Origin of the sequence: Halomonas halocynthiae DSM 14573 (assembly GCF_000425725.1) — a bacterium.
Taxonomy (GTDB): Bacteria; Pseudomonadota; Gammaproteobacteria; order Pseudomonadales; family Halomonadaceae; genus Halomonas; species Halomonas halocynthiae.
In genome coordinates this window covers 286,793-305,774 of the sequence record NZ_KE384439.1, presented here as the reverse complement: position 1 = coordinate 305,774, position 18,982 = coordinate 286,793, and the positions used below count along the sequence as shown (strand labels likewise).

17 protein-coding genes are annotated in these 18,982 nt (G+C 53.9%); 3 read left to right on the top strand and 14 right to left on the bottom strand.

Translation table 11 applies throughout. The features are described 5' to 3' along the window. Positions 1-65: 65 nt before the first annotated feature. Together apbC and H616_RS0106955 are read right to left on the bottom strand one after the other, a co-directional pair. Positions 66-872, bottom strand: coding sequence for an iron-sulfur cluster carrier protein ApbC (gene apbC / locus H616_RS14420; protein ID WP_051234058.1), 807 nt, complete (start codon positions 870-872; stop codon positions 66-68). Positions 873-1,096: 224 nt separating this feature from the next. After that, positions 1,097-2,335: a hypothetical protein gene (locus H616_RS0106955; protein WP_027966718.1), complete on the bottom strand. Its 1,239-nt coding sequence runs from the start codon at positions 2,333-2,335 to the stop codon at positions 1,097-1,099. 171 nt (positions 2,336-2,506) lie between these two features. On the opposite strand from H616_RS0106955, the gene H616_RS14415 reads away from it, so the two are divergent. Beyond that, positions 2,507-3,397, top strand: coding sequence for a YihY/virulence factor BrkB family protein (locus tag H616_RS14415; protein ID WP_084155759.1), 891 nt, complete (start codon positions 2,507-2,509; stop codon positions 3,395-3,397). On the opposite strand, the gene H616_RS0106945 is transcribed toward H616_RS14415, so the two are convergent. The 5 genes from H616_RS0106945 to H616_RS0106925 all read right to left on the bottom strand — a co-directional run bounded on the left by H616_RS0106945 (position 3,360) and on the right by H616_RS0106925 (position 7,950). Next, a complete protein-coding gene (locus H616_RS0106945; RefSeq protein ID WP_027966717.1) occupies positions 3,360-3,842 on the bottom strand; it encodes a tellurite resistance TerB family protein in 483 nt (160 codons plus the stop codon). The two genes, H616_RS14415 and H616_RS0106945, sit on opposite strands and share 38 nt — an antisense overlap. A gap of 75 nt (positions 3,843-3,917) precedes the next feature. Further along, the gene (locus tag H616_RS0106940) at positions 3,918-5,465 is read right to left on the bottom strand and encodes a phospholipase D-like domain-containing protein (RefSeq protein ID WP_035572723.1); all 1,548 of its coding nucleotides are present in this window, start codon (positions 5,463-5,465) and stop codon (positions 3,918-3,920) included. Positions 5,466-5,479: 14 nt separating this feature from the next. Beyond that, positions 5,480-6,457: a quinone oxidoreductase family protein gene (locus H616_RS0106935; RefSeq protein WP_027966715.1), complete on the bottom strand. Its 978-nt coding sequence runs from the start codon at positions 6,455-6,457 to the stop codon at positions 5,480-5,482. A gap of 78 nt (positions 6,458-6,535) precedes the next feature. After that, positions 6,536-7,135, bottom strand: coding sequence for a hypothetical protein (locus H616_RS0106930; protein WP_027966714.1), 600 nt, complete (start codon positions 7,133-7,135; stop codon positions 6,536-6,538). A gap of 86 nt (positions 7,136-7,221) precedes the next feature. Next, positions 7,222-7,950, bottom strand: a complete 729-nt coding sequence (locus H616_RS0106925) for an SIMPL domain-containing protein (protein WP_027966713.1) — start codon at positions 7,948-7,950, stop codon at positions 7,222-7,224. A 241-nt stretch (positions 7,951-8,191) separates the two neighbouring features. Here H616_RS0106925 and H616_RS0106915 point away from each other — a divergent pair, with 241 nt between their 5' ends. Next, positions 8,192-9,379, top strand: coding sequence for an amino acid aminotransferase (locus H616_RS0106915; RefSeq protein ID WP_027966712.1), 1,188 nt, complete (start codon positions 8,192-8,194; stop codon positions 9,377-9,379). Positions 9,380-9,493: 114 nt separating this feature from the next. Next, positions 9,494-10,978, top strand: a complete 1,485-nt coding sequence (locus H616_RS0106910; RefSeq protein WP_027966711.1) for a uracil permease — start codon at positions 9,494-9,496, stop codon at positions 10,976-10,978. A gap of 107 nt (positions 10,979-11,085) precedes the next feature. Here H616_RS0106910 and H616_RS0106905 read toward each other — a convergent pair whose 3' ends face one another. From H616_RS0106905 to accD, 7 genes are all read right to left on the bottom strand, one after another. After that, on the bottom strand, positions 11,086-12,390 hold the full coding sequence (locus tag H616_RS0106905) for an MATE family efflux transporter (protein WP_051234141.1): 1,305 nt from the start codon (positions 12,388-12,390) through the stop codon (positions 11,086-11,088). A gap of 95 nt (positions 12,391-12,485) precedes the next feature. Further along, complete coding sequence (locus H616_RS0106900) at positions 12,486-13,679, bottom strand: O-succinylhomoserine sulfhydrylase (protein WP_027966709.1); 1,194 nt, start codon at positions 13,677-13,679, stop codon at positions 12,486-12,488. Positions 13,680-13,687: 8 nt separating this feature from the next. Further along, positions 13,688-15,208 (bottom strand): amidophosphoribosyltransferase, encoded by a 1,521-nt coding sequence (gene purF, locus H616_RS0106895; RefSeq protein WP_027966708.1) that lies wholly within the window; start codon positions 15,206-15,208, stop codon positions 13,688-13,690. Between the two features lie 55 nt (positions 15,209-15,263). Further along, a complete protein-coding gene (locus tag H616_RS0106890) occupies positions 15,264-15,836 on the bottom strand; it encodes a CvpA family protein (protein ID WP_027966707.1) in 573 nt (190 codons plus the stop codon). 1 nt (position 15,837) lies between these two features. Continuing rightward, complete coding sequence (locus H616_RS0106885) at positions 15,838-16,404, bottom strand: SPOR domain-containing protein (RefSeq protein ID WP_027966706.1); 567 nt, start codon at positions 16,402-16,404, stop codon at positions 15,838-15,840. 37 nt (positions 16,405-16,441) lie between these two features. Next, on the bottom strand, positions 16,442-17,803 hold the full coding sequence (gene folC / locus H616_RS14410) for a bifunctional tetrahydrofolate synthase/dihydrofolate synthase (protein WP_035572720.1): 1,362 nt from the start codon (positions 17,801-17,803) through the stop codon (positions 16,442-16,444). 23 nt (positions 17,804-17,826) lie between these two features. Beyond that, positions 17,827-18,948, bottom strand: coding sequence for an acetyl-CoA carboxylase, carboxyltransferase subunit beta (gene accD / locus H616_RS14405; RefSeq protein ID WP_084155757.1), 1,122 nt, complete (start codon positions 18,946-18,948; stop codon positions 17,827-17,829). Positions 18,949-18,982: the final 34 nt, after the last annotated feature.

Genomic DNA, 18,982 nt, shown 5'->3' with positions numbered 1-18,982 from the left:
GAATATGTGAGTGGGCACAGGCTCACCACCTAGGCCCCTCTTCAATAGTCTCAAGACTCGGTTAATCACTCACTGAACGAGATGCTCGGTCCCTCGCTGCGACTCTTAGCCAATTGGGCCGCCACGTTACGCGCGATGTCGCGAAACGTTTTCGCGACATCGCCTTCCGGTTCAGCAATCACACTGGGCTTACCCCCATCTGCTTGCTCACGGATCGACAACGTCAGCGGTAGACGGCCCAACACCTGGGTATCGTACTCACCTGCAATGAGCTCACCGCCGCCTTCACCAAAAATTGGCTCACTATGTCCACAACGGGAACAGACATGCAAACTCATGTTCTCTACCACACCAAATACTGGCACATTCACCTTACGGAACATCTCAATGCCCTTGCGCGCATCCAGCAACGCAATATCCTGCGGGGTGGTTACAATAACTGCCCCACTGACGGGCACTTTCTGAGCCAGCGTCAGCTGAATGTCGCCAGTGCCTGGCGGCATGTCAATAAACAACACATCAAGGTCTTGCCATTCGGTCTGGGTCAGCAGTTGCTGAAAAGCGCCCGCCACCATCGGACCACGCCATACCATGGGCTCACGTGTATCGACCATAAACGCAATAGACATTGCTTGTAAGCCATGCGCCTCCATTGGCAACATGCTGTTTTCTACTGAACCCTGCTTGGGCCGAACACCCTCTTCGACGCCTAACATGCGCGCCTGACTAGGCCCGTGAATGTCAGCATCCAGAATACCCACTCGATAACCTTCGGCCGCCATGGCAAGCGCCAGATTGACCGAAACCGTCGATTTTCCGACACCGCCTTTTCCGGATGCCACAGCGACAATGTGCTTGACCCCTTTGACCACAACAAAACTCCTTGATGATTAGGAAATGACGACTCGGCACAACATAATGTCAAACAAGACAGTATACCCGTCCGAAGCAACTCAGAGCGATAGCCTAGACACCGTCGACGAACCACAATAAACGCGAATTTAATGATGCAATGCGCCCCTTCATGAAGAATCAAGGAGAAGCGCTTATACAGTGACGGCGACAGTTACAGCGGCATAGCATCAACCGATATCAATTAGACGCTTTGTTCGTTTTTTGCGCTTCCCTGTGCCTCAACGTCAGAGCGACTGCTATCTTCATCAGAGGCTTCTTCAGAGCGCGTTGCGTTAGCGCCTTCTGCCTCAGAACCCTCTGCATCAGATTCCTCTTTATCAGAACCCCCTGCGTCTGAAGCCTCTGTTTCAGGGCGTTGTCTGGCCTCAGAGTTAGCAGACGTATCCGTGTTTTCAAACTCTACCACCGCTTCATTGGCACCCTCTGACGAGGCTTCTGGCTCTGCAGCAACGGTGTCTACCTCATCCGCCTCACCACCAACGTCAACGCCTTCGGCGTGAGCTTCGGCGTTAGCATCAGTGCCAGCCTCGGCTGCAGGCTGCCCCGAAGTCTCTGCTGACGCTTCTGCAGCAGCATGACGGCTTTGGCCTACCTTTTGATCAAGCTGATCCAACTCCTGGCGCCAATTATCAAGCTGCTGCTGTAAACTCCCCAAGACACCTTCGCGGCTATCAATAGAAGCATTCAGGTTGCTCAGCGTCTCGCGCCCACTGGCAATGCTGTTTTCCAGATTGCTAAGCACTTCCCGAGATTGCTCGCGCTGACGCTCAAGCTCGGCCAATGCTTCTTGTGCCGCTTTCTGCTCAGTCTGAGCATCTTCCAGTGCCGTCTTGGCACTCGCAACATCCTGCTCCAGCTGCTTTCGCTGCTGCTCTAGGTCGTCACGGGCTTGCTCTGCCTGCTGGCGAGCGTCCTCTGCGACTTGACGTGCCTGTTCAGCAGCTTGCTGATTCTCTGCGGCCTCAGTTTCAGCCTGCTTGGCAGCCTCTGCCTGCTGCTGTGCTGTTTCAAGCGCTAACTTGGCATCAGCCAATCGTGCGTCAGCAGCATCTGCTTCACTGCTTACCGCATCCAGTCTCTGTTGGGCCTGCTTGACGTCGTTTTCAACGTCACTCGTTCTGGCACTCATTTCCTCTAACCTAGATTGAGCGTCATTACGCTTTTTTTCCAGTTCCTGAATATCGCCCTCAAGCGACTCAATATTGACCTGCGCACTTTCAAGCTCTGCTAAGCGGCTACTCATTGCCTGACGTTCAGACTGAACAGACTCCAGCCGTGACTGAAGCGCTTTACGGGCTTCGTTATCTGAACTGACACTAGACTGCGCAATCACCGCCCAAACAACCGCAGCGACGGTAACGCCACCCAGCCCTTTAACGCGATTGTCTTTAAAAAGTTCTCTCATTGAGTTATCGGCCATCGGTTGTTCTCCTATTTACCTATGTCGTTTGCATTAACGCTTGAGAGCCGTTATAGCCTATCATGCGTCCCTCAATGCAACATTGTTCATTTACATTCCGTGACAAGGCGTCTCGTTTTGCCCTCTCCAATATCTCGCTTTCTTCACTTAGCTCCTCTAACACTACGGTTTATGTGGCGTGTTCTTGGTGCTTTCATGAACAACCGCGGCATTTTGTTAGCCGGCGGAGTTGGCTACAACATTCTGCTTTCCACCATTCCATTGCTTGCCCTGACGATGGTACTACTGGCTGGCATTGTTGATGAACAACAGCTATTCAAAGTCATTACCTTTCAGTTGAATCATCTGACATCTGCCCATGCAGAAGTTGTGTTACAGGCAGTGCACGCATTAATTGACTCTAGGCACGCTATTGGCACGCTAGGCATTCCCGTTTTGGTGGTATTCAGTTCATTTGCTTTTCACAATCTTGAGGGCGCATTAGCAATCATCTTTCGATCTTCAGACAATGAGTTAAAACGCTCTGCGTGGAAATCCGCTCTGCTACCTTACGCATTCATAGCCGTACTAGGTATTGGCCTCATGATACTCGCACTGACCGTCAGCCTATTCACTCATATCAATCAAGTATGGGCTGCGTTTCACGGACAAGACCTGTTACTGGCCAGCCTGTCAGGATTCATGCTTAATTTGGCCAGTTTTATTGGTGTATTTCTGTTATTCAGCGCCATTTATAAGATCATGCCCGTAGAAAAAATCGCCTTGCGACGTGCGTTAGTTGGGGGCTTTATGGCAACGCTGCTCTGGGAAGGCGTCAGGCTTTTGCTGGTTTTCTATTTTGCCCACCTATCGTACGTCAACACGGTATACAGCTCACTGGCTACCATGATTGTGCTACTTTTTTCACTAAAAGTAGGAACAGCGATTCTACTCCTAGGTGCTCAAGCAATAGCGGAGCTTGAGCGCAACGTTAGACTGGGCGTTCCCTGGTATCAGGACACACGCAATAATAGCAACAGCAAAACTAACCAACGCCAGGCACGCCAGCGCAACGCGCATTAACAACCTGCAACTTGGCGCGAATAAAGTCACTATGACTGAGATGCAAAAGCGCCGAAATGCGGCGAATCCGGTGCTCTTCCAATGGGGCCAGCTCACCATCGGCATACGCTAAACGCCACATTGCAACCACCAAAGTATAACGCTCGTCTCGGCTGTAATGGTCATTGAGCAACGAAACAAACTGGTAGTGATCAACACTACTTTCAACCTTGCTCTGTGCTAGCTGCATCAAGTCAGCAACCGCGGACTCAGACAGCTTAAAACGCTTGCTGAGAGTATCGCGCAATAAGTCAGTTTCAGCATCATCCTGGTGATAATCAGCGCGCATCACCTCGCAAAGCAGCGCTGCCGCAGCAAGCTCCAATGACACACCAGCCCGACGTGAACTGGCTGTTTTCTGGTCATCAAACGCCTGTCGAAAAAACTGTTGGATCGAATCGATCATAAAACCTATCCAAATAAGGGGTTACCAATATGACCGCCAGCACAACGTGAAAGTTCGTGACTTACTACTACGTCATTAAAAGGTAGAAAGCCCTGTGGCTTCCATCAGCCGGTAGCGCCAGCGTGCCCACGCACTATCCTGTTCGATAGCGGAAAGAGGTAAACTGGTACGCCGCTCATCACTGGAGAACCAGCGTCGCTCGAACAACTCACTGGCCTGGTCAATCGCTGGTGTCAGCTGATTTCCTACCAGCTCCACACTGGTCTCTAGGTTCAAATTATCGAGGTTGCGCCGAGTAAAATTGGCAGACCCTAAAATCATTACCGCCTGAGCGCTACTGGCTCCCTGCGTTACATCGCCCGCCTTGGTACCCTGCCGATATAGCATCAGCTTGCTATGGCACTGCTCCCCTTGAGTCAAACACCAGCGCACATCGACACCCGAGCCAGCTAGCTCATTTGCCACAGGGTGATTGGGTAAGCCATTTTTTTGCATGCCAAAAGCATGTAGATTCGGGTCTAGTAGCACGCGAACGACGACCCCTCTACCGCTGGCGCTTTTTAGCGCCTCGATCAGGTCACGATGCGCCAGGTAAAAAACAGCGATATCTAGCTGATCTCCTGCATCAGCACGCTCAATACGGCTCAACAGCGCATCACGAATCGCGGCTTCAGTCAAAATGCGTAGGCTGGGCTGGGCCGCTTCTTGGCGAGTTTCACTGTCAACCTGATAGCGATTAATGGCCGCTGATGAAGCTGGCCACCCGCCGGACAGTGCCACTTCGTCACGCTGCGACCAGTCAGCAACCGCCCGCTCAGAAGCCAATAAATCCAGCGCAGCCGGACCTTGGAAGCGAAGCGCCACATTGCTATGGCGACTGCTGGCATCATGCGCGTTAGCACTACTCACAAGTCCTGCCCAGCTCTCTCCTTGATCGACAACCAGTGTTTTCCGATGATTGGCACGAAAATTAGCCATGGCCAGATAGCTACGCAACGTAATTCGCCCCGGGCCCAGCGGGTTAGGCAGCCAGCCACCTTCCTGACTATTTCCTAGCTGGCTCAACCCAAGGTGCCAAAGACCTGACCACAAAGGGTTAGAAGCACGCAACACATCAAGCTCAGTAATAATCAACTCAATATCAGCCTGACGCAGGCGCTCTAGGTGGTCTGGCCTCAGCGCCCCATACAATGTGTTAATCGGGTCAGTTATCACCCGAACCACCATGTCAGGGTGTTGACGCTTCTGTTCGATCAACGCATCACTCAATTCGCTGGACAGAGAACGCATCCCCTGTTTATCGACGCTACCGGCAAAGTCATTGAACAAGAACATATCCAGCACGATAAGCTTGCGGGCTTGGCGTATCATCGCCAGTTGCTCATCAAAGATCGCTTGCTGGCGATGCTGCTGCCCTTGTGCGTCGTACCAGGTGCCATCAATCAGCAGTTGAGCATCACTGACATGACGCACAGGCCAGGCCACGCCAACGCCATCGGGCAGCGGCTTGTGGCGCTGCCAATAGCCCATGCCAGCCCAGGCAACCAGTACCAGCACCACTATCACTAACAACAAACGGCCTTTGCGACGAGGCCGAGCTGACGTGCTTGCTGGTGAGACCATGGCATATTTCCTGATCAGGGCAAGAGAATAGTTGAACCCGTGGTGCGCCGCTCGGCTAAGGCGCGCTGGGCCTCGCCTGCCTCTGCTAGCGGATAGCGTTGAGCAATATCAATGCTTACTTTGCCGCTGCTGAGCATGGCGAACAACTCGTTCGCCATACTTTCCAGGCGTTCACGTGTATCGGCATAACCATTGAGACTGGGCCGCGTGACAAACAGCGAGCCTTTCTGGTTAAGAATACCCAAATTTACGCCTTCCACCGCGCCAGAGGCATTGCCAAAACTCACCATCAAACTACGCGGTTTTAAGCAATCCAGAGAGGTTTCCCAAGTATCCTTACCCACCGAGTCATAGACCACATCACACATTTCTCCATTGGTCAGCTCGCGCACTCGCTCAACTACGTTTTCCTGGCTGTAATCGATAATGTCTGAGGCGCCGTTGCCAAGCGCTAGCTCGGCCTTTTCCGGCGAGCTGACGGTACCAATCAACCGCACACCCAGCGCTTTCGCCCATTGACACGCTATCGAGCCAACACCACCAGCAGCGGCATGCCACAGAATGGTCTCTCCGCCCTGAAGCGGGTAGGTCTGGCGCAGTAGGTATTGCGTGGTTAGCCCCTTAAGCATGCAGGCAGCGGCGGTGTCAAAGCTCACGGTATCGGGCAACACCACCACGTTGTCAGCGGGCAACGTATGATAGTGCGCATAAGCCCCTTGGGGGCCTTGGGCATAAGCAACCCGGTCACCCACTGCCAGATGAGTCACGCCATCACCCACCGCATCTACGAAACCGGCCCCTTCACTGCCAAGCCCTGAAGGCAAGGAGGGCAATTGATACAAGCCACTGCGCATATAGATATCAATAAAATTCAGGCCGATCGCCTGATTTTTAACGCGCACTTCACCGCGTGCTGGTGCCACTGGCGCAGCATCCACCAGCCCAAGAACGTCTGGACCACCGGTACGAGTAACTTGAATACGTTTTGGCATAATAAACCACCTCAAATGAACGAGTTAGATATCAGGTAGTCAACCGTTACAGACAGGCCAGGTCAAGAAACCGGGGCCTTAAAGCGTCTCGGGAAACGCCGCAAGGGCGTCAATAAAACGCTGCTTGTACGTATCAAATAACGCACGATCTTGCTTGAAGCCCAGCGCAATAGCTTCATCATCAACGCTCAGCGGCGGCTGTATTTGATTACCACTAGCGGCAGGATGCTGACGGCTAAGTCCAAGCCGCTGCCCTTGAGCACCAGTAAACCAGCGCGTAATGCCGACACGGTGATAGTCCTTTTCTAAACCACCTTTGCCATGGCTGTCTGCCGCGTTATTGGCAGTTACTTCAACACGCAGCGGTGCATGTCCTGACAGCTCACGAATAAGCATCAAGCTGGGCTGTTGGATAGTGGTGTCGTCCAGGTCAGCTGTCAGCACTGGCGTCATACCCTCTCCCGCCTGATCCAGCACCAACAGCGCCAGCGCTACGGGCCGCGCGTTCTTATCAACCAGTGCCAGCACACGGGCAGCCTGCTGATCGAATAGCACGCCGGTGACTCCCGCAAAACGCAGTAACGGTGTCAGCCCTGCCTGTGTACCAAACGCTTCAGCACATAAACGCGCCAGACACGCCTCTCTCTGGTGATAGTCATTGACGTGAACGACGCGCATGGTGCGACTCCTTAAACGGTTTTCAGGTGATATAAAAATGTGCAGAGCCTGACACAGCCCGCACAACGTCTCAATCGATAAACGAATTAGTCGGCAAGATAATATTCCACCGTAGACACCACCCTCACCTGCTTGATTTGCGGGTTATTGGTGTCACGTGGAGAGATACTGAACTGCCCCTGAGACGCGTTGCGGATTTTACCCAGTCGACTATCTGAGTCCTCAGCAAATTTTTCGGCCACTTCACGCGCCTTGCGCGTCGCTTCTTCAATCATGTCAGGCTTGACATCATTGAGGCGTGTGAACAGGTATTCCACCTGAGCATCATAACCACCGCCGGTGAAAACAATACCCTGCTTACCCAGTGCTGATAGCGACTGCATCAGCTCACGTACGTTATCTACTTCATCAGAATATACGGTGACTGTTTGAGACGCTGTGTAGCGGAACTGCCCTTCATCGCCACTGGAATAGGTCTGAGCAGAGCGGTCATTAATTGCCGGTGCACTACTGCCAATATCCTCACTGGCTATACCACGCGATTCCAGAAAGTCACGTATCATCCCTGTACTCCGCTCCAGGCTGGCATACAGCGCCTCAAGATTGTTACTTGCCTCAGTAAACTGGATAGGCCAGATCACGACATCAGCCGGATACTCTCGCTCCGATAACCCCTTTACGGTAACGACTCGGTCCATCTGCTTGTATTCAATCGCTGAGCTGCCTAGCTGGTAACCCAGCGCGGCTAATCCCAGCAGCAAGCACAAGCCAAGGATACTGGCGCTGACAACCCAAGTACGGCCGGTCTGTTGCATGATACTTTCTCCTCAACCTTATGTTTGCCAAACGTGTTTATCGATAACCATTTTAATCGTACCGACTTCGAACTGATAACACCCAGCAATTACACAAAAAATAGTTAGCCGGCTCAGTTACCCCCATTTGTAGAGTAGCGGATTGAGCACCACGGTGGCATCATGAAAGCCGTGACTCCCATCATCAAGGGGCTTGCACAAAACCACTTTTGCGCCAGTAACAACGAGGTAGCCACCTGACATGTTCGAACAGATTGAGCGGGTTCCTGGGGATGCCATCCTCGGGCTCATTGAGGCCTTCAAAAAAGATACCAATCCCAACAAAGTTGATCTTGGCGTTGGCGTTTACCGCGATGCACACGGCGATACGCCGGTCATGCGTGCGGTAAAGCAGGCTGAAGATTATCTTCTCAAAAACGAAACCACCAAAACCTATATCGGCTCTCATGGCGCGCCTCAATACGGCGAAGCGGTACTGTCAATGGTGCTTGGCGAAACATCAGCCGTGCTTGATGCGAAACGTGCCAGTGCGACTCAGTCTCCCGGCGGGACCGGTGCGCTACGCCTAGCAGCAGACTTTATTGCCTCTCAGCTACCAGGCAAAGGCATCTGGGTCAGTGATCCTACCTGGCCGAATCATCACGGTATCTTTACGGCTGCTGGCATTACACTGCACACGTATCCTTACGTCGATGCAAATAACCGCCTCGACTTCGACGGCATGCTGAGCGCACTGAACCATATTCCCGAAGGCGATGTGGTCGTATTACACGCCTGCTGCCATAACCCTACGGGGTTCGACTTATCTCATGAGCAGTGGCAACAGGTACTTGAGGTACTGCGCGAACGCGCCCTGCTACCGCTGATCGACTTTGCCTACCAAGGCTTTGGCCAGGGACTGGACGAAGATGCCTACGCGGTGCGCTTACTGGCAGAGAACCTTGATGAAGTAATGATCACCAGTTCTTGCTCCAAGAATTTCGGCATTTACTGTGAGCGCACCGGCTGTTTGATCACGGTCGCCAAAAACACAGAAGAGATGGAAAACGTGCGTTCACAGATAGCCATCGTGGCACGTGAAAACTATTCTAACCCTCCCGCTCACGGCAGCGCTATTGTGTCACAGATACTGCACACACCAGAGCTGGAGGCTGTGTGGCGCGAAGAGTTAACCGAGATGCGCGACCGTATCAACACCTTACGCCGTGGTTTTGTGGAAGCACTGAAGCCGTATGGCCTGGACACCCGCTTTGCTCATATTGCCGAGCAACAGGGCATGTTCTCCTATACCGGATTGAGCCCCGAACAAGTAGACCGCCTGCGCGATGAGTTCGGGATCTACATGGTGCGCTCAGGACGTGCTAATGTCGCTGGCTTCTCTACTGAGAACCTGCCCTACTTGGCTAAAGCCGTAGCCGCCGTGTGCTGATTTTTTGCTGAAACATTCGTAGCGCCCGAGGAAAGTACCCTTCGGGCGCTATTGTTTTATTGGCATTATTTTATTTCAACAACATTCGACAGATTGCCCAAGAGACGCTTCTGCATGGCCACTCCCGCCCCTCACTATCCCTGGTTTCGTAAAGAAGACATTGACGCCTTCTTTGCGCTATTTCAAAACAACATTGCCAACTTCGTCATCATCGCCCTAACCATGCTCGGCATGGGGTTTCCAGCCAGCATTGTCTATGGCCAGGTGCTACCAGGTGCTGCTGTCGCCGTGATGGCAGGCAATTTCTACTACGCCTGGAGTGCCTCGCGCTTAGCGCGACGCGAGCAGCGTAGCGATGTCACCGCGTTGTCTTACGGCATTTCCACGCCGGTCATGTTCGTGTTTCTGTTCGGCGTGCTCCTGCCAGCCAAGCAACTGACTGATGATGCTCAACTGGCTTGGCAGATTGCTGTCGCGGCCTGCTTTATCAGTGGTGCTATCGAAGTATTAATCAGTCTCGTTGGCCGTTGGGCGCAACAGCACCTGCCTCGCGCTGCCATGTTAGGGGCGGTTGCTGGTGTCGCATTGACCTTCATTGCTGGCGAAATGCTGTTCAAAAGCTTAGAAATGCCGATCATTGGGCTGCTAGTACTCGCCATCATTCTGGTTGGCCTATTAGCGCGGGTTAGCATGCCCTTCCGACTACCAACGTCACTGTTTGCCATCATCATAGGTACGGCTCTGGCTTACCTGATTGGCGATGCCGATAGCGCTCGCTTCAGCGATGCCTTCAACCACCTAGGCTTTTATCCACTATTACCTAACCTGGCTTGGTTTGATGGGCTGGGCCTGCTATTTACCAGCATGCTGGCCATTCTGACCGTTGTGCTACCGATCACGCTGTATAACGCGATCGAAACAATGAATAACGTCGAGGCCATGGCTGCTGCTGGCGACGCCTATGATGTGCGTGAGTGTCAGGCGGTAGACGGCGTGGGTACCATGCTGGGTGCGCTGTTTGGCGGGGCTTTTCCCACCACGGTATATATTGCCACTGTCGGCGCCAAATGGATGGGTGCAGGGCGCGGCTACAGCATTCTCAATGGTGCGGTATATGGACTGGCGACCATGTTCGGACTGATCGCCATGCTAGCAGCGATCATTCCAGTCGCCGTGGTCGCCCCTATTCTGGTATTCGTTGGTATCTCGATGATTGCCACGGCTTTCCAGACTAACGAGCAGCGCTACTATCCCGCCGTCGCGCTAGCTATGCTGCCTTACTTCGCCAACTACCTAATGACACGCTTCAACCGTGGTGCCGGTGACGTAGTAGCTGATATTTCCGGCGGCATTGTCGCCATGGGCCAAGGCGCCATGTTCATGGCGATTTTTCTGGGGGCTATCAGCGTCTCCGTCATTGACCGTGCGTTCCGCAAAGCCGCAATATTCGCCGTTATCGCCGCCGCTTTTTCTTTTGTCGGCCTGATGCACGCACCTAGCTTAGGCCTTAACGCCGCTCAGGACTTCAGCGTTGGTTATCTGTGTATGGCCGTTCTGTTTGTCTTCTTTGCGTGGCAGGAACAGCGCCAGAAAAACTGACGACAAACGCTTAGCAGGAAGGCGCTTAATACGCAGAGAGACGCGCTAAAAAAGCCTTGCCAGGTAATTCGGCAAGGCTTTTTTCATCATGCAGGCACTAAGTTGTATTAAGTAACCACTGAATCATCAGCAACCAGTTCTGGCTGTCGGCGAGAGCTAGCCAACACACGGCGCAGTAGCCACCAGGCTCCCAACCCCGCCAGCACATTACCCAGCGCAGCACCCGCCGCAAGCCCGTTAAGCCCGCCAACGTAAGCGCCCACCCACAAACACGGCAGATAGAAAACAAACAGCCGCGCCGATGACATCAGCATGGCACGTAGCGGCCAACCTAGCGCATTGCCCGCAGACACCACTAGCATACATACACCAAGAGCGGCATAACTTGGCAGCAGCCAGCGCATCAACACCGCAAGTTCTACTCTCACGTCAGGATTTCCTGACAAAACACCAGCAAACCAAGGAGCCACCAACGCCAAAATGATACCCAACAACGCCTGCCAAACCACCACCACACTTAACGCTAACCGCAATAACCGGCGAACCTGTAGCCAGTCGCCAGCCCCATAACAGCGGCCCAGCCAAGGCGGCAACGACATGGTCATGGCCAGCACCATCATCAGCACCAAACTCTCAAGGCGGTTAGCCAACCCCCAAGCGGCAACCTGGCTTTCCCCCAAACTGGCGACAACGGACACTGCCAGCATGGCGGCTAATGGCGGCATCAGCTGACTGATCATTGCAGGCCCAGCAATACCGACAAAGTCCGCACCTGAACGTCTCACTTCATGCCAAAGCCCCGCGGCACTCAACCAGTCGGTTTGCCTTAACTGAAGACCCAACACAATAATGCCAATGCCGAATGCCAACACAGTGGCCCAAGCAGCGCCCGGCAGCCCCAGCCCTGGCCATTCGCCCAAGCCAAAAATCAGCAACGGGTCCAGAACCAGGTTCAGCACACTAGTCATGACCATCAAGGTACCAGGCAAGCGGGTATTTCCATGTGCACGAAACAGGCTATAGCCAAAATAAAGCAGTGCCCCTGCCCAAGCAGCCAATGACTGCGGCGCCCAGTAAGCACGAATCAAAGCTAAGCTATCAGGCCCTGCACCCAACACGGGAAATATATACGCTTGAGCCAACCACAGCCCCAGAGCCAATAGGGCGATAACAAGGCTACCTGCGATCAGCACCACACTACCAAGCCGCCGCGAACGCGCTTCCTCACCACTTCCCAGAGCCCGCGACACCAAAGCAGCAATGGCAATTCCCATGCCAACCTGGATACCAATCACCAAAAACGACACAGGAAAAGTAAACGTCTGGGCTGCCAGCTCAGCAGTGCCCAGCCGTGCAATAAAGGCGCTGTCGACCAACTGAAAACCCAGCAGCGACAACGCACCAATAGCCATTGGCCATGTCTGCTGCCATAACGTTTTGGCCAACGCAAGCGTACTGTAGGAACGACTCAAAATATTTCCTGCTGAGTCAGCATGAAAGGAAACATCTAAAGCGCATCAAGACCTACTGCCAGATCCGCCTGAATATCACAGAAATCCTCCAGCCCAACGGCAAGGCGGATCAAGCCTTCGGTAATCCCAGCAATGGCTTTTTGCTCATCCGAGAGGCGTCCGTGGGTTGTCGTCGCCGGATGAGTGATGGTGGTTTTCGTGTCCCCAAGGTTACCGGTAATCGATAGCATTCGGGTCGCATTAATCACTGACCAAGCGCCTTGTCGTCCCCCTTTCACCTCAACACCCACAACAGCACCAAATGCAGCCTGCTGGCGAGCCGCCAATTCATGCTGAGGGTGACAGGGCAAGCCGCTGTAATGCACACGCTTAACCGCTGGATGTGCCTCTAGCCACGTTGCCAGCCGAAGTGCGTTGTCACTATGAGCACGCATCCGCAACGCCAATGTTTCCAGTCCCTTGGTAAACATCCAAGCGTTGAAGGGGCTTAAGCAGGGCCCGCAGGTGCGCACCACACCAAATACGTCTTCCAGCAACGCGTCACTACCCACTACCGCACCCCCGATACCACGTCCCTGACCATCCAGATACTTGGTCGCGGAATGCACCACGAGATCAGCACCCAACGACAGTGGCCGTTGAAGCGCAGGAGTGAGAAAGCAGTTATCAATCGCCAATAGCGCATTATGACGATGCGCTATCTCGGCAAGGCCGCTGACATCGACAACTTCCGAGCCTGGGTTCGAAGGTGTTTCGGCAAACAGCAGCCGCGTTTTCGGTGTTATTGCGGCTTCCCAGGCAGCAAGGCTGGAAAGCTCAACATACTGGGTGCGAATGCCAAACTTACCCAAATATTTGTCAAACAGGCTAATGGTCGAGCCAAACAGCGAGCGTGAGGCGACAATTTCATCACCGGCTTCCAGCACGGCTAATGCCACCGATAGAATCGCCGCCATACCAGAGCTAGTGGCAACACAGCGCTCACCGCCCTCAAGCGCCGCCAGACGGCGCTCGAAGGTATGCACTGTTGGGTTAGTAAAGCGCGAATAAACATTCCCCGGCTCATCACCGCTGAACTTACGCGCCGCCTCTTCAGCGCTAGCGTAAACGAAGCTTGAAGTGGTGAAGATCGGCTCACTATGCTCCTGCTCATTAGTGCGCTGCTGCCCCGCGCGCACCGCTAGCGTGGATAGCCCAAATTCTTGTGGGTCAGCTTTATCACTTCGCATAAGGCCTCCTAATCGCTCAGCTCATCATCCTGATTGTGCATGCCTACCAACGCGTGATCGCCCACATTCATCAGCTTGGCAGCATCATTACGCTGCTGTTCGAGACTGGCCAGGTAAGCCTCATCAATGTCCCCAGTAATGTAATGGCCGTCAAATACTGAACAATCAAACTCGCTCAACGCAGGATTGACCTCACGACAGGCGTCTTTAAGGTCTTCAAGGTCTTGATATACCATACGATCAGCACCGATTAGATCACCCACTTCAGCCTCGGTGCGACCATGAGCAATCAATTCACTGGCCACCGGCATGTCAATTCCATAGACATTGGGATAGCGCACAGGCGGTGCCGCCGAGGCAAAGTAAACCTTGTTGGCACCTGCATCACGAGCCATCTCGATAATTTGGCGGCAAGTCGTGCCACGCACTACCGAGTCATCCACCAGCAGAACATTTTTCCCCTTAAACTCAGCGCCGATAGCATTAAGCTTTTGACGTACCGATTTTTTACGCTGGGTTTGCCCAGGCATGATAAACGTACGGCCAATGTAGCGGTTTTTGATAAAACCTTCGCGATACGTCACATCCAGATGTTGGGCCATTTCTAGCGCCGACGTCCGCGAGGTATCAGGAATCGGAATCACCACGTCAATATCATGGTCGGGCCATTCATTCTTAATTCGATCAGCCAGCTTTTGTCCCATCTGCATGCGCGTGCCGTACACATAAGCACCGTCAAGAATCGAGTCGGGGCGCGCCAGGTACACATGTTCGAAAATACATGAAACCAACCTAGGCTCGTCGGCACAAACCTGCGTGTGCAAATTGCCGTCCATATCCACAAACAGCGCTTCACCCGGCGCTAGGTCACGATGCAGTTCAAAACCACCAACATCTAATGCCACAGACTCAGAGGCAATCATGACCTCTTGACCCTCACCCTGGTCACGAGTACCGAATACCACCGGGCGAATGCCGTTAGGGTCTCGGAAAGCCACCATGCCAACGCCATTAATGATGGCCACGGCGACATAACCGCCTTTACAGCGCCGATAAACACGGCGTACCGCATCAAAAATATCACCAGGTTCTAGGCACAGGCCCTGCTTGCCCAACTCGTGGGCAAACACATTAAGCAACACCTCTGAGTCAGAGCTGGTGTTGATATGGCGCATATCCGAGGAGTACAGCTCTTGCTTAAGGCGGTCTGAGTTTGTCAGATTTCCATTATGCGCCAAGCAGATGCCATAAGGTGAGTTGACATAAAAAGGCTGCGACTCCGCCTCACTGGATGAGCCCGCGGTGGGATAGCGCACGTGGCCAATTCCCAGATTTCCCTTGAGCCGTGCCATGTGCCGCGTGTGAAACACATCACGTACCAAGCCGTTGCTCTTACGCAGCAGAAAATGCCCTTCATGCCAGGTCATCATTCCAGCGGCATCCTGCCCACGGTGCTGTAACACGGTCAGAGCGTCATAGATCGACTGATTCACCGCTTGCTTGGCCATCAGGCCCACGATACCGCACATAGTTATCTCACCTCGCTTACATGGGACGAAGGATGACGCTCAACCGCTCTTCGGTTCATAGAGTTCTCTCTGGCGTACCTGCCGCTTCATCGTTTGGCAATGGCACCCGCTGTTTTAGTTCATCAATAGATGACGTCACATCGGGCAGCTTGTCTTTCCACTCTGATGCCTGGGTAATCGTCCATTCAGACAACTGCTCAAGCTGGGGGCGCAATGCTGAATCTTCCCAGGCTTGTAACTCATCCAGGGGCGTCAGGCTGATCAGCAACGTCATAACCACCAGTATCGCGCCACCTTTCAACATGCCAAAAGCAGCGCCACCCAAGTGGTCTATCACACCGAGTCCAGCCCAGCCCAATAGCCCTCGCAGCATACGAATAACAATCGAAAAAATGATGATGACAGCGGCAACCACCAGCACAAACGCAACTAACAGACGAGCATCTGGGCTATCTATAACGCCAGCAAGATGCTCAGCGACCTCTGGTGACAGCAGACGGGCTGCCAAAATAGCGGCCAGCCAACCCACTAACCCCAACACTTCACGTATCAGTCCGCGCATCAATCCGCTAAGAGCTGTCAGCGTCAGCAAGGCAATGCACAACCAGTCGAGCCAAGTCAGAGCCATATTATTTATCGGTCCTTACCAGCAATCCTTGCTGATTCAGCTCAGCTTTAAGCTGAGCCATGGCACCTTCGGCAGCTTCGGTTGTCGCATATGGGCCGACATAGACACGCGTCATGCCATCACCTGGGTTGCGCGAATAGACGGGGTACCCTTTCTGTTTCAGGCGACGCGCCAGACCACTGGCATTATCTGGCTTACCAAAACTGCCTACCTGAACAGCCCAATCGCCTTGTGCTACAGCAGCGCTATTGCCTGACGCAGCACGCGACTCTGCCTGCTGCGCGACACGGGCAATCGGATCCTGCGGCTTAACCGCTTCACTGGAGGTATCACCTGACGCCTCAGCCGAGGCTGAGCCTGCATCGTCAGCTGATATTTCCAAACGAGCAGGAGGCACTGGATCGGCCACATCCTGGCGAGGCACATCAACCGGGCGCTCAATGTTGAGTGACGGCTGCGGCTGCGACTCTCGAGATTCTGGATCGCTGATTAAAAAAGGCACGAAAATAACCAACAGCGCAATGACGATAATGATTCCACTAACCCGTTCACGCATTCCGTATTTCATTTCGCACCTCCTGTGTGAAAAATATCAGTAACGGTCTCTACCTAGAGCGACTCAGCCTGCCAGACTGAAGAGCGTCAAGCACATCGGCGACAGTCAGAAAAGAGCCACACACAAGCACCCTATCGGCTGGTGTCAGCTGTTGTGCCAGCCACTCAGCACCACTCAACGGAGACTCTGCCCGCTGTATGACTTGCTGATTATGGGCCTCAAGTAAGCCAGCCAGCTCATCAGCCTGTCGGCCTCGCGAACCGCCAAGACTAACTGGCAACCACGCATCAATCACCGGGGCCAACGCGTCGATCACACCATCAGCATCTTTATCATCCAGCATACCCAGCACACCGAACACACGCCCACGGGGTTCCGAGCCGCCCAGCAGCGAAGTGCCGGACTCAACAAGAGACTGCTCTAAACGCCGAGCGACATACTTCGCCGCATGGGGGTTGTGCGCAACATCCAGGCACCACTGGCCCAGCCATTGCATACGCCCAGGTAATTCAACCTTCGCCAATGCCTGATGGCAGGCCACAACATCTAATCCGACACCGGCCAGATGTAACGCTTGAAGGCTGGTGGCTGCATTATCTAAAGGAAGCCCAGGATCAGGTAAACCCTCTATCTGGTGGCATTGGCCCTGCGCGTCAAACCCACGCCAAGACCACTGCGGAAGCTGGGCAAGCGGTGATGTCGGCTCTGCCATCACGTGATAGGTAAAGTCCACGCCCAGCTGCGACACCAACGCGCCCTGAGCCCGACCAACAGCGGTAACGCTTGATGGCAGTGACTCACTACCCAGCACGGCAGGCCGCCCTTTGCGCATGATGCCTGCCTTCTCACGACCAATAGCCAGCAGGTCATCACCTAAATAAGCACTATGATCACGGGCGATCGTTGTGACGATAGCAACATCAGAGTCAATAACGTTAACCGCATCCAAGCGGCCACCCAGCCCCACCTCAAGAATCGCGACATCGGGGCATTGGCGACGAATAGCGTGCAGCGCTCCCAGCGTACTGACTTCAAAATAGCTCAGACTGACAGCGTCATATTGTTGCTCGGGATCTGGCTGCTGTGCTGAACCAACGGCTTCAAAGCCTTCAATCAACAAAGCATCACTGGCCTCTTCACCACACAAGCGGAGGCGCTCGTTATAGCGCAGCAGATGAGGCGAGGTGTAGCTGGCAGTAGTCAAACCATGCGCCTGAGCCACGGCCTCTAACATGGCGACGGTTGACCCTTTGCCATTCGTACCGGCGACCGTAATGACACGAGGTGCGATGGGGCTGTCCAGTAGCCCCATGCGATGAGCGACCTCCGCGACTCGCTCAAGGCCAAGGTCGATCTCCACAGGGTGCGCCGACTCCAGTCGACGCAACCAGTCTTCCAGCGTTATCTGCATGTTATGCGGCACCAGCACTAAACTCAGCGACTAACATCCGAGTCAGGCTTAGTGACATCCTCGTCATCAGTGGCGTCTTTTTCAAACGCCTCATTTGCGTTTGTTTCGCGGCTACTGGATGTCTGCGCACTCCGCTCAGAGTCTACCGCAGACTCTTCCGGCGCTGTCACATCAGCAGCTTTCGCGACAGAGTCTGACGCCGCGTCCGCTTGGCTGACAGCGGCGCCTAACACGGCAGCCTGCAGCGCTTCGCGATTCTCATCCTGGTCAGCCTCATCGACCTTAAGCGGTGGCTGTGCCGTCAGCTTACGCAACACGCCGCCCAGCCGATGGCGGATATCATGGCGATGAACAATCATATCCAGTGTACCGTGATTGAGCAGAAACTCGCTGCGCTGAAACCCTTCAGGGAGCTTCTCACGTACTGTCTGTTCAATAACCCGAGGTCCAGCAAAGCCAATCAGCGCGTTAGGTTCCGCGACGTTAATATCACCCAACATCGCCAACGATGCTGATACGCCACCAAAGACTGGATCTGTCATGACCGATACGTAGGGCACTCCAGCCTGGCGCAACCGCTCAAGCGCGGCTGACGTCTTGGCCATTTGCATCAACGAAAACAGCGCTTCCTGCATACGGGCGCCACCCGAGGCAGCAAAGCAAATCAGCGGAACACCTTCATCCAGAGCAAGCGTGGCGGCACGCACAAATTTTTCGCCCACTACCGCTCCCATAGAGCCCCCCATAAAGGTGAACTCAAAGGCGACAGCAACAACCGGCAAACCATCTAACTGGCCGCGCATAGCAATCAGTGCGTCTTTTTCACCAGTGGCCTTCTGTGCCGCATTGAGGCGGTCCCGGTATTTCTTGGAGTCGCGAAAGCGCAAACGATCTGTTGGCTCAAGCTCGGCGGCCAGTTCTTCACGGCCTTCTTCGTCAAGAAACCAGTCAAGGCGTCTACGCGCCGTCAGGCGTAAGTGGTGATCGCACTTAGGGCAAACATCCTGATGCTTCTCAAGCTCCGGCAGGTAAAGCACCCCCTCACACTTGGGGCATTTGCGCCACAAGCCATCAGGAACGCTTGCGCGCCGATCCTTGCGCTGAATGCGGCCCATTGAGGGCACGATTTTGTCTAGCCAGCTCATGTTAGCGTCGTATCCATCTAGTTGAACGTATCAC

Bases quoted from the DNA above. Each gene is read 5' to 3' on its own strand.
- H616_RS0106955 (WP_027966718.1), bottom strand. From the start codon at position 2,335: ATGGCCGATAACTCAATGAGAGAACTTTTTAAAGACAATCGCGTTAAA.
- H616_RS0106915 (WP_027966712.1), top strand. From the start codon at position 8,192: ATGTTCGAACAGATTGAGCGGGTTCCTGGGGATGCCATCCTCGGGCTC.
- purF (WP_027966708.1), bottom strand. From the start codon at position 15,208: ATGTGCGGTATCGTGGGCCTGATGGCCAAGCAAGCGGTGAATCAGTCG.
- H616_RS0106940 (WP_035572723.1), bottom strand. From the start codon at position 5,465: ATGGTCTCACCAGCAAGCACGTCAGCTCGGCCTCGTCGCAAAGGCCGT.
- H616_RS0106900 (WP_027966709.1), bottom strand. From the start codon at position 13,679: ATGCGAAGTGATAAAGCTGACCCACAAGAATTTGGGCTATCCACGCTA.
- H616_RS14415 (WP_084155759.1), top strand. From the start codon at position 2,507: ATGTGGCGTGTTCTTGGTGCTTTCATGAACAACCGCGGCATTTTGTTA.
- accD (WP_084155757.1), bottom strand. From the start codon at position 18,948: ATGAGCTGGCTAGACAAAATCGTGCCCTCAATGGGCCGCATTCAGCGC.
- H616_RS0106890 (WP_027966707.1), bottom strand. From the start codon at position 15,836: ATGGCTCTGACTTGGCTCGACTGGTTGTGCATTGCCTTGCTGACGCTG.
- H616_RS0106925 (WP_027966713.1), bottom strand. From the start codon at position 7,950: ATGCAACAGACCGGCCGTACTTGGGTTGTCAGCGCCAGTATCCTTGGC.
- H616_RS0106905 (WP_051234141.1), bottom strand. From the start codon at position 12,390: ATGGCTATTGGTGCGTTGTCGCTGCTGGGTTTTCAGTTGGTCGACAGC.
- folC (WP_035572720.1), bottom strand. From the start codon at position 17,803: ATGCAGATAACGCTGGAAGACTGGTTGCGTCGACTGGAGTCGGCGCAC.
- H616_RS0106930 (WP_027966714.1), bottom strand. From the start codon at position 7,135: ATGCGCGTCGTTCACGTCAATGACTATCACCAGAGAGAGGCGTGTCTG.
- H616_RS0106885 (WP_027966706.1), bottom strand. From the start codon at position 16,404: ATGAAATACGGAATGCGTGAACGGGTTAGTGGAATCATTATCGTCATT.
- H616_RS0106945 (WP_027966717.1), bottom strand. From the start codon at position 3,842: ATGATCGATTCGATCCAACAGTTTTTTCGACAGGCGTTTGATGACCAG.
- H616_RS0106910 (WP_027966711.1), top strand. From the start codon at position 9,494: ATGGCCACTCCCGCCCCTCACTATCCCTGGTTTCGTAAAGAAGACATT.
- H616_RS0106935 (WP_027966715.1), bottom strand. From the start codon at position 6,457: ATGCCAAAACGTATTCAAGTTACTCGTACCGGTGGTCCAGACGTTCTT.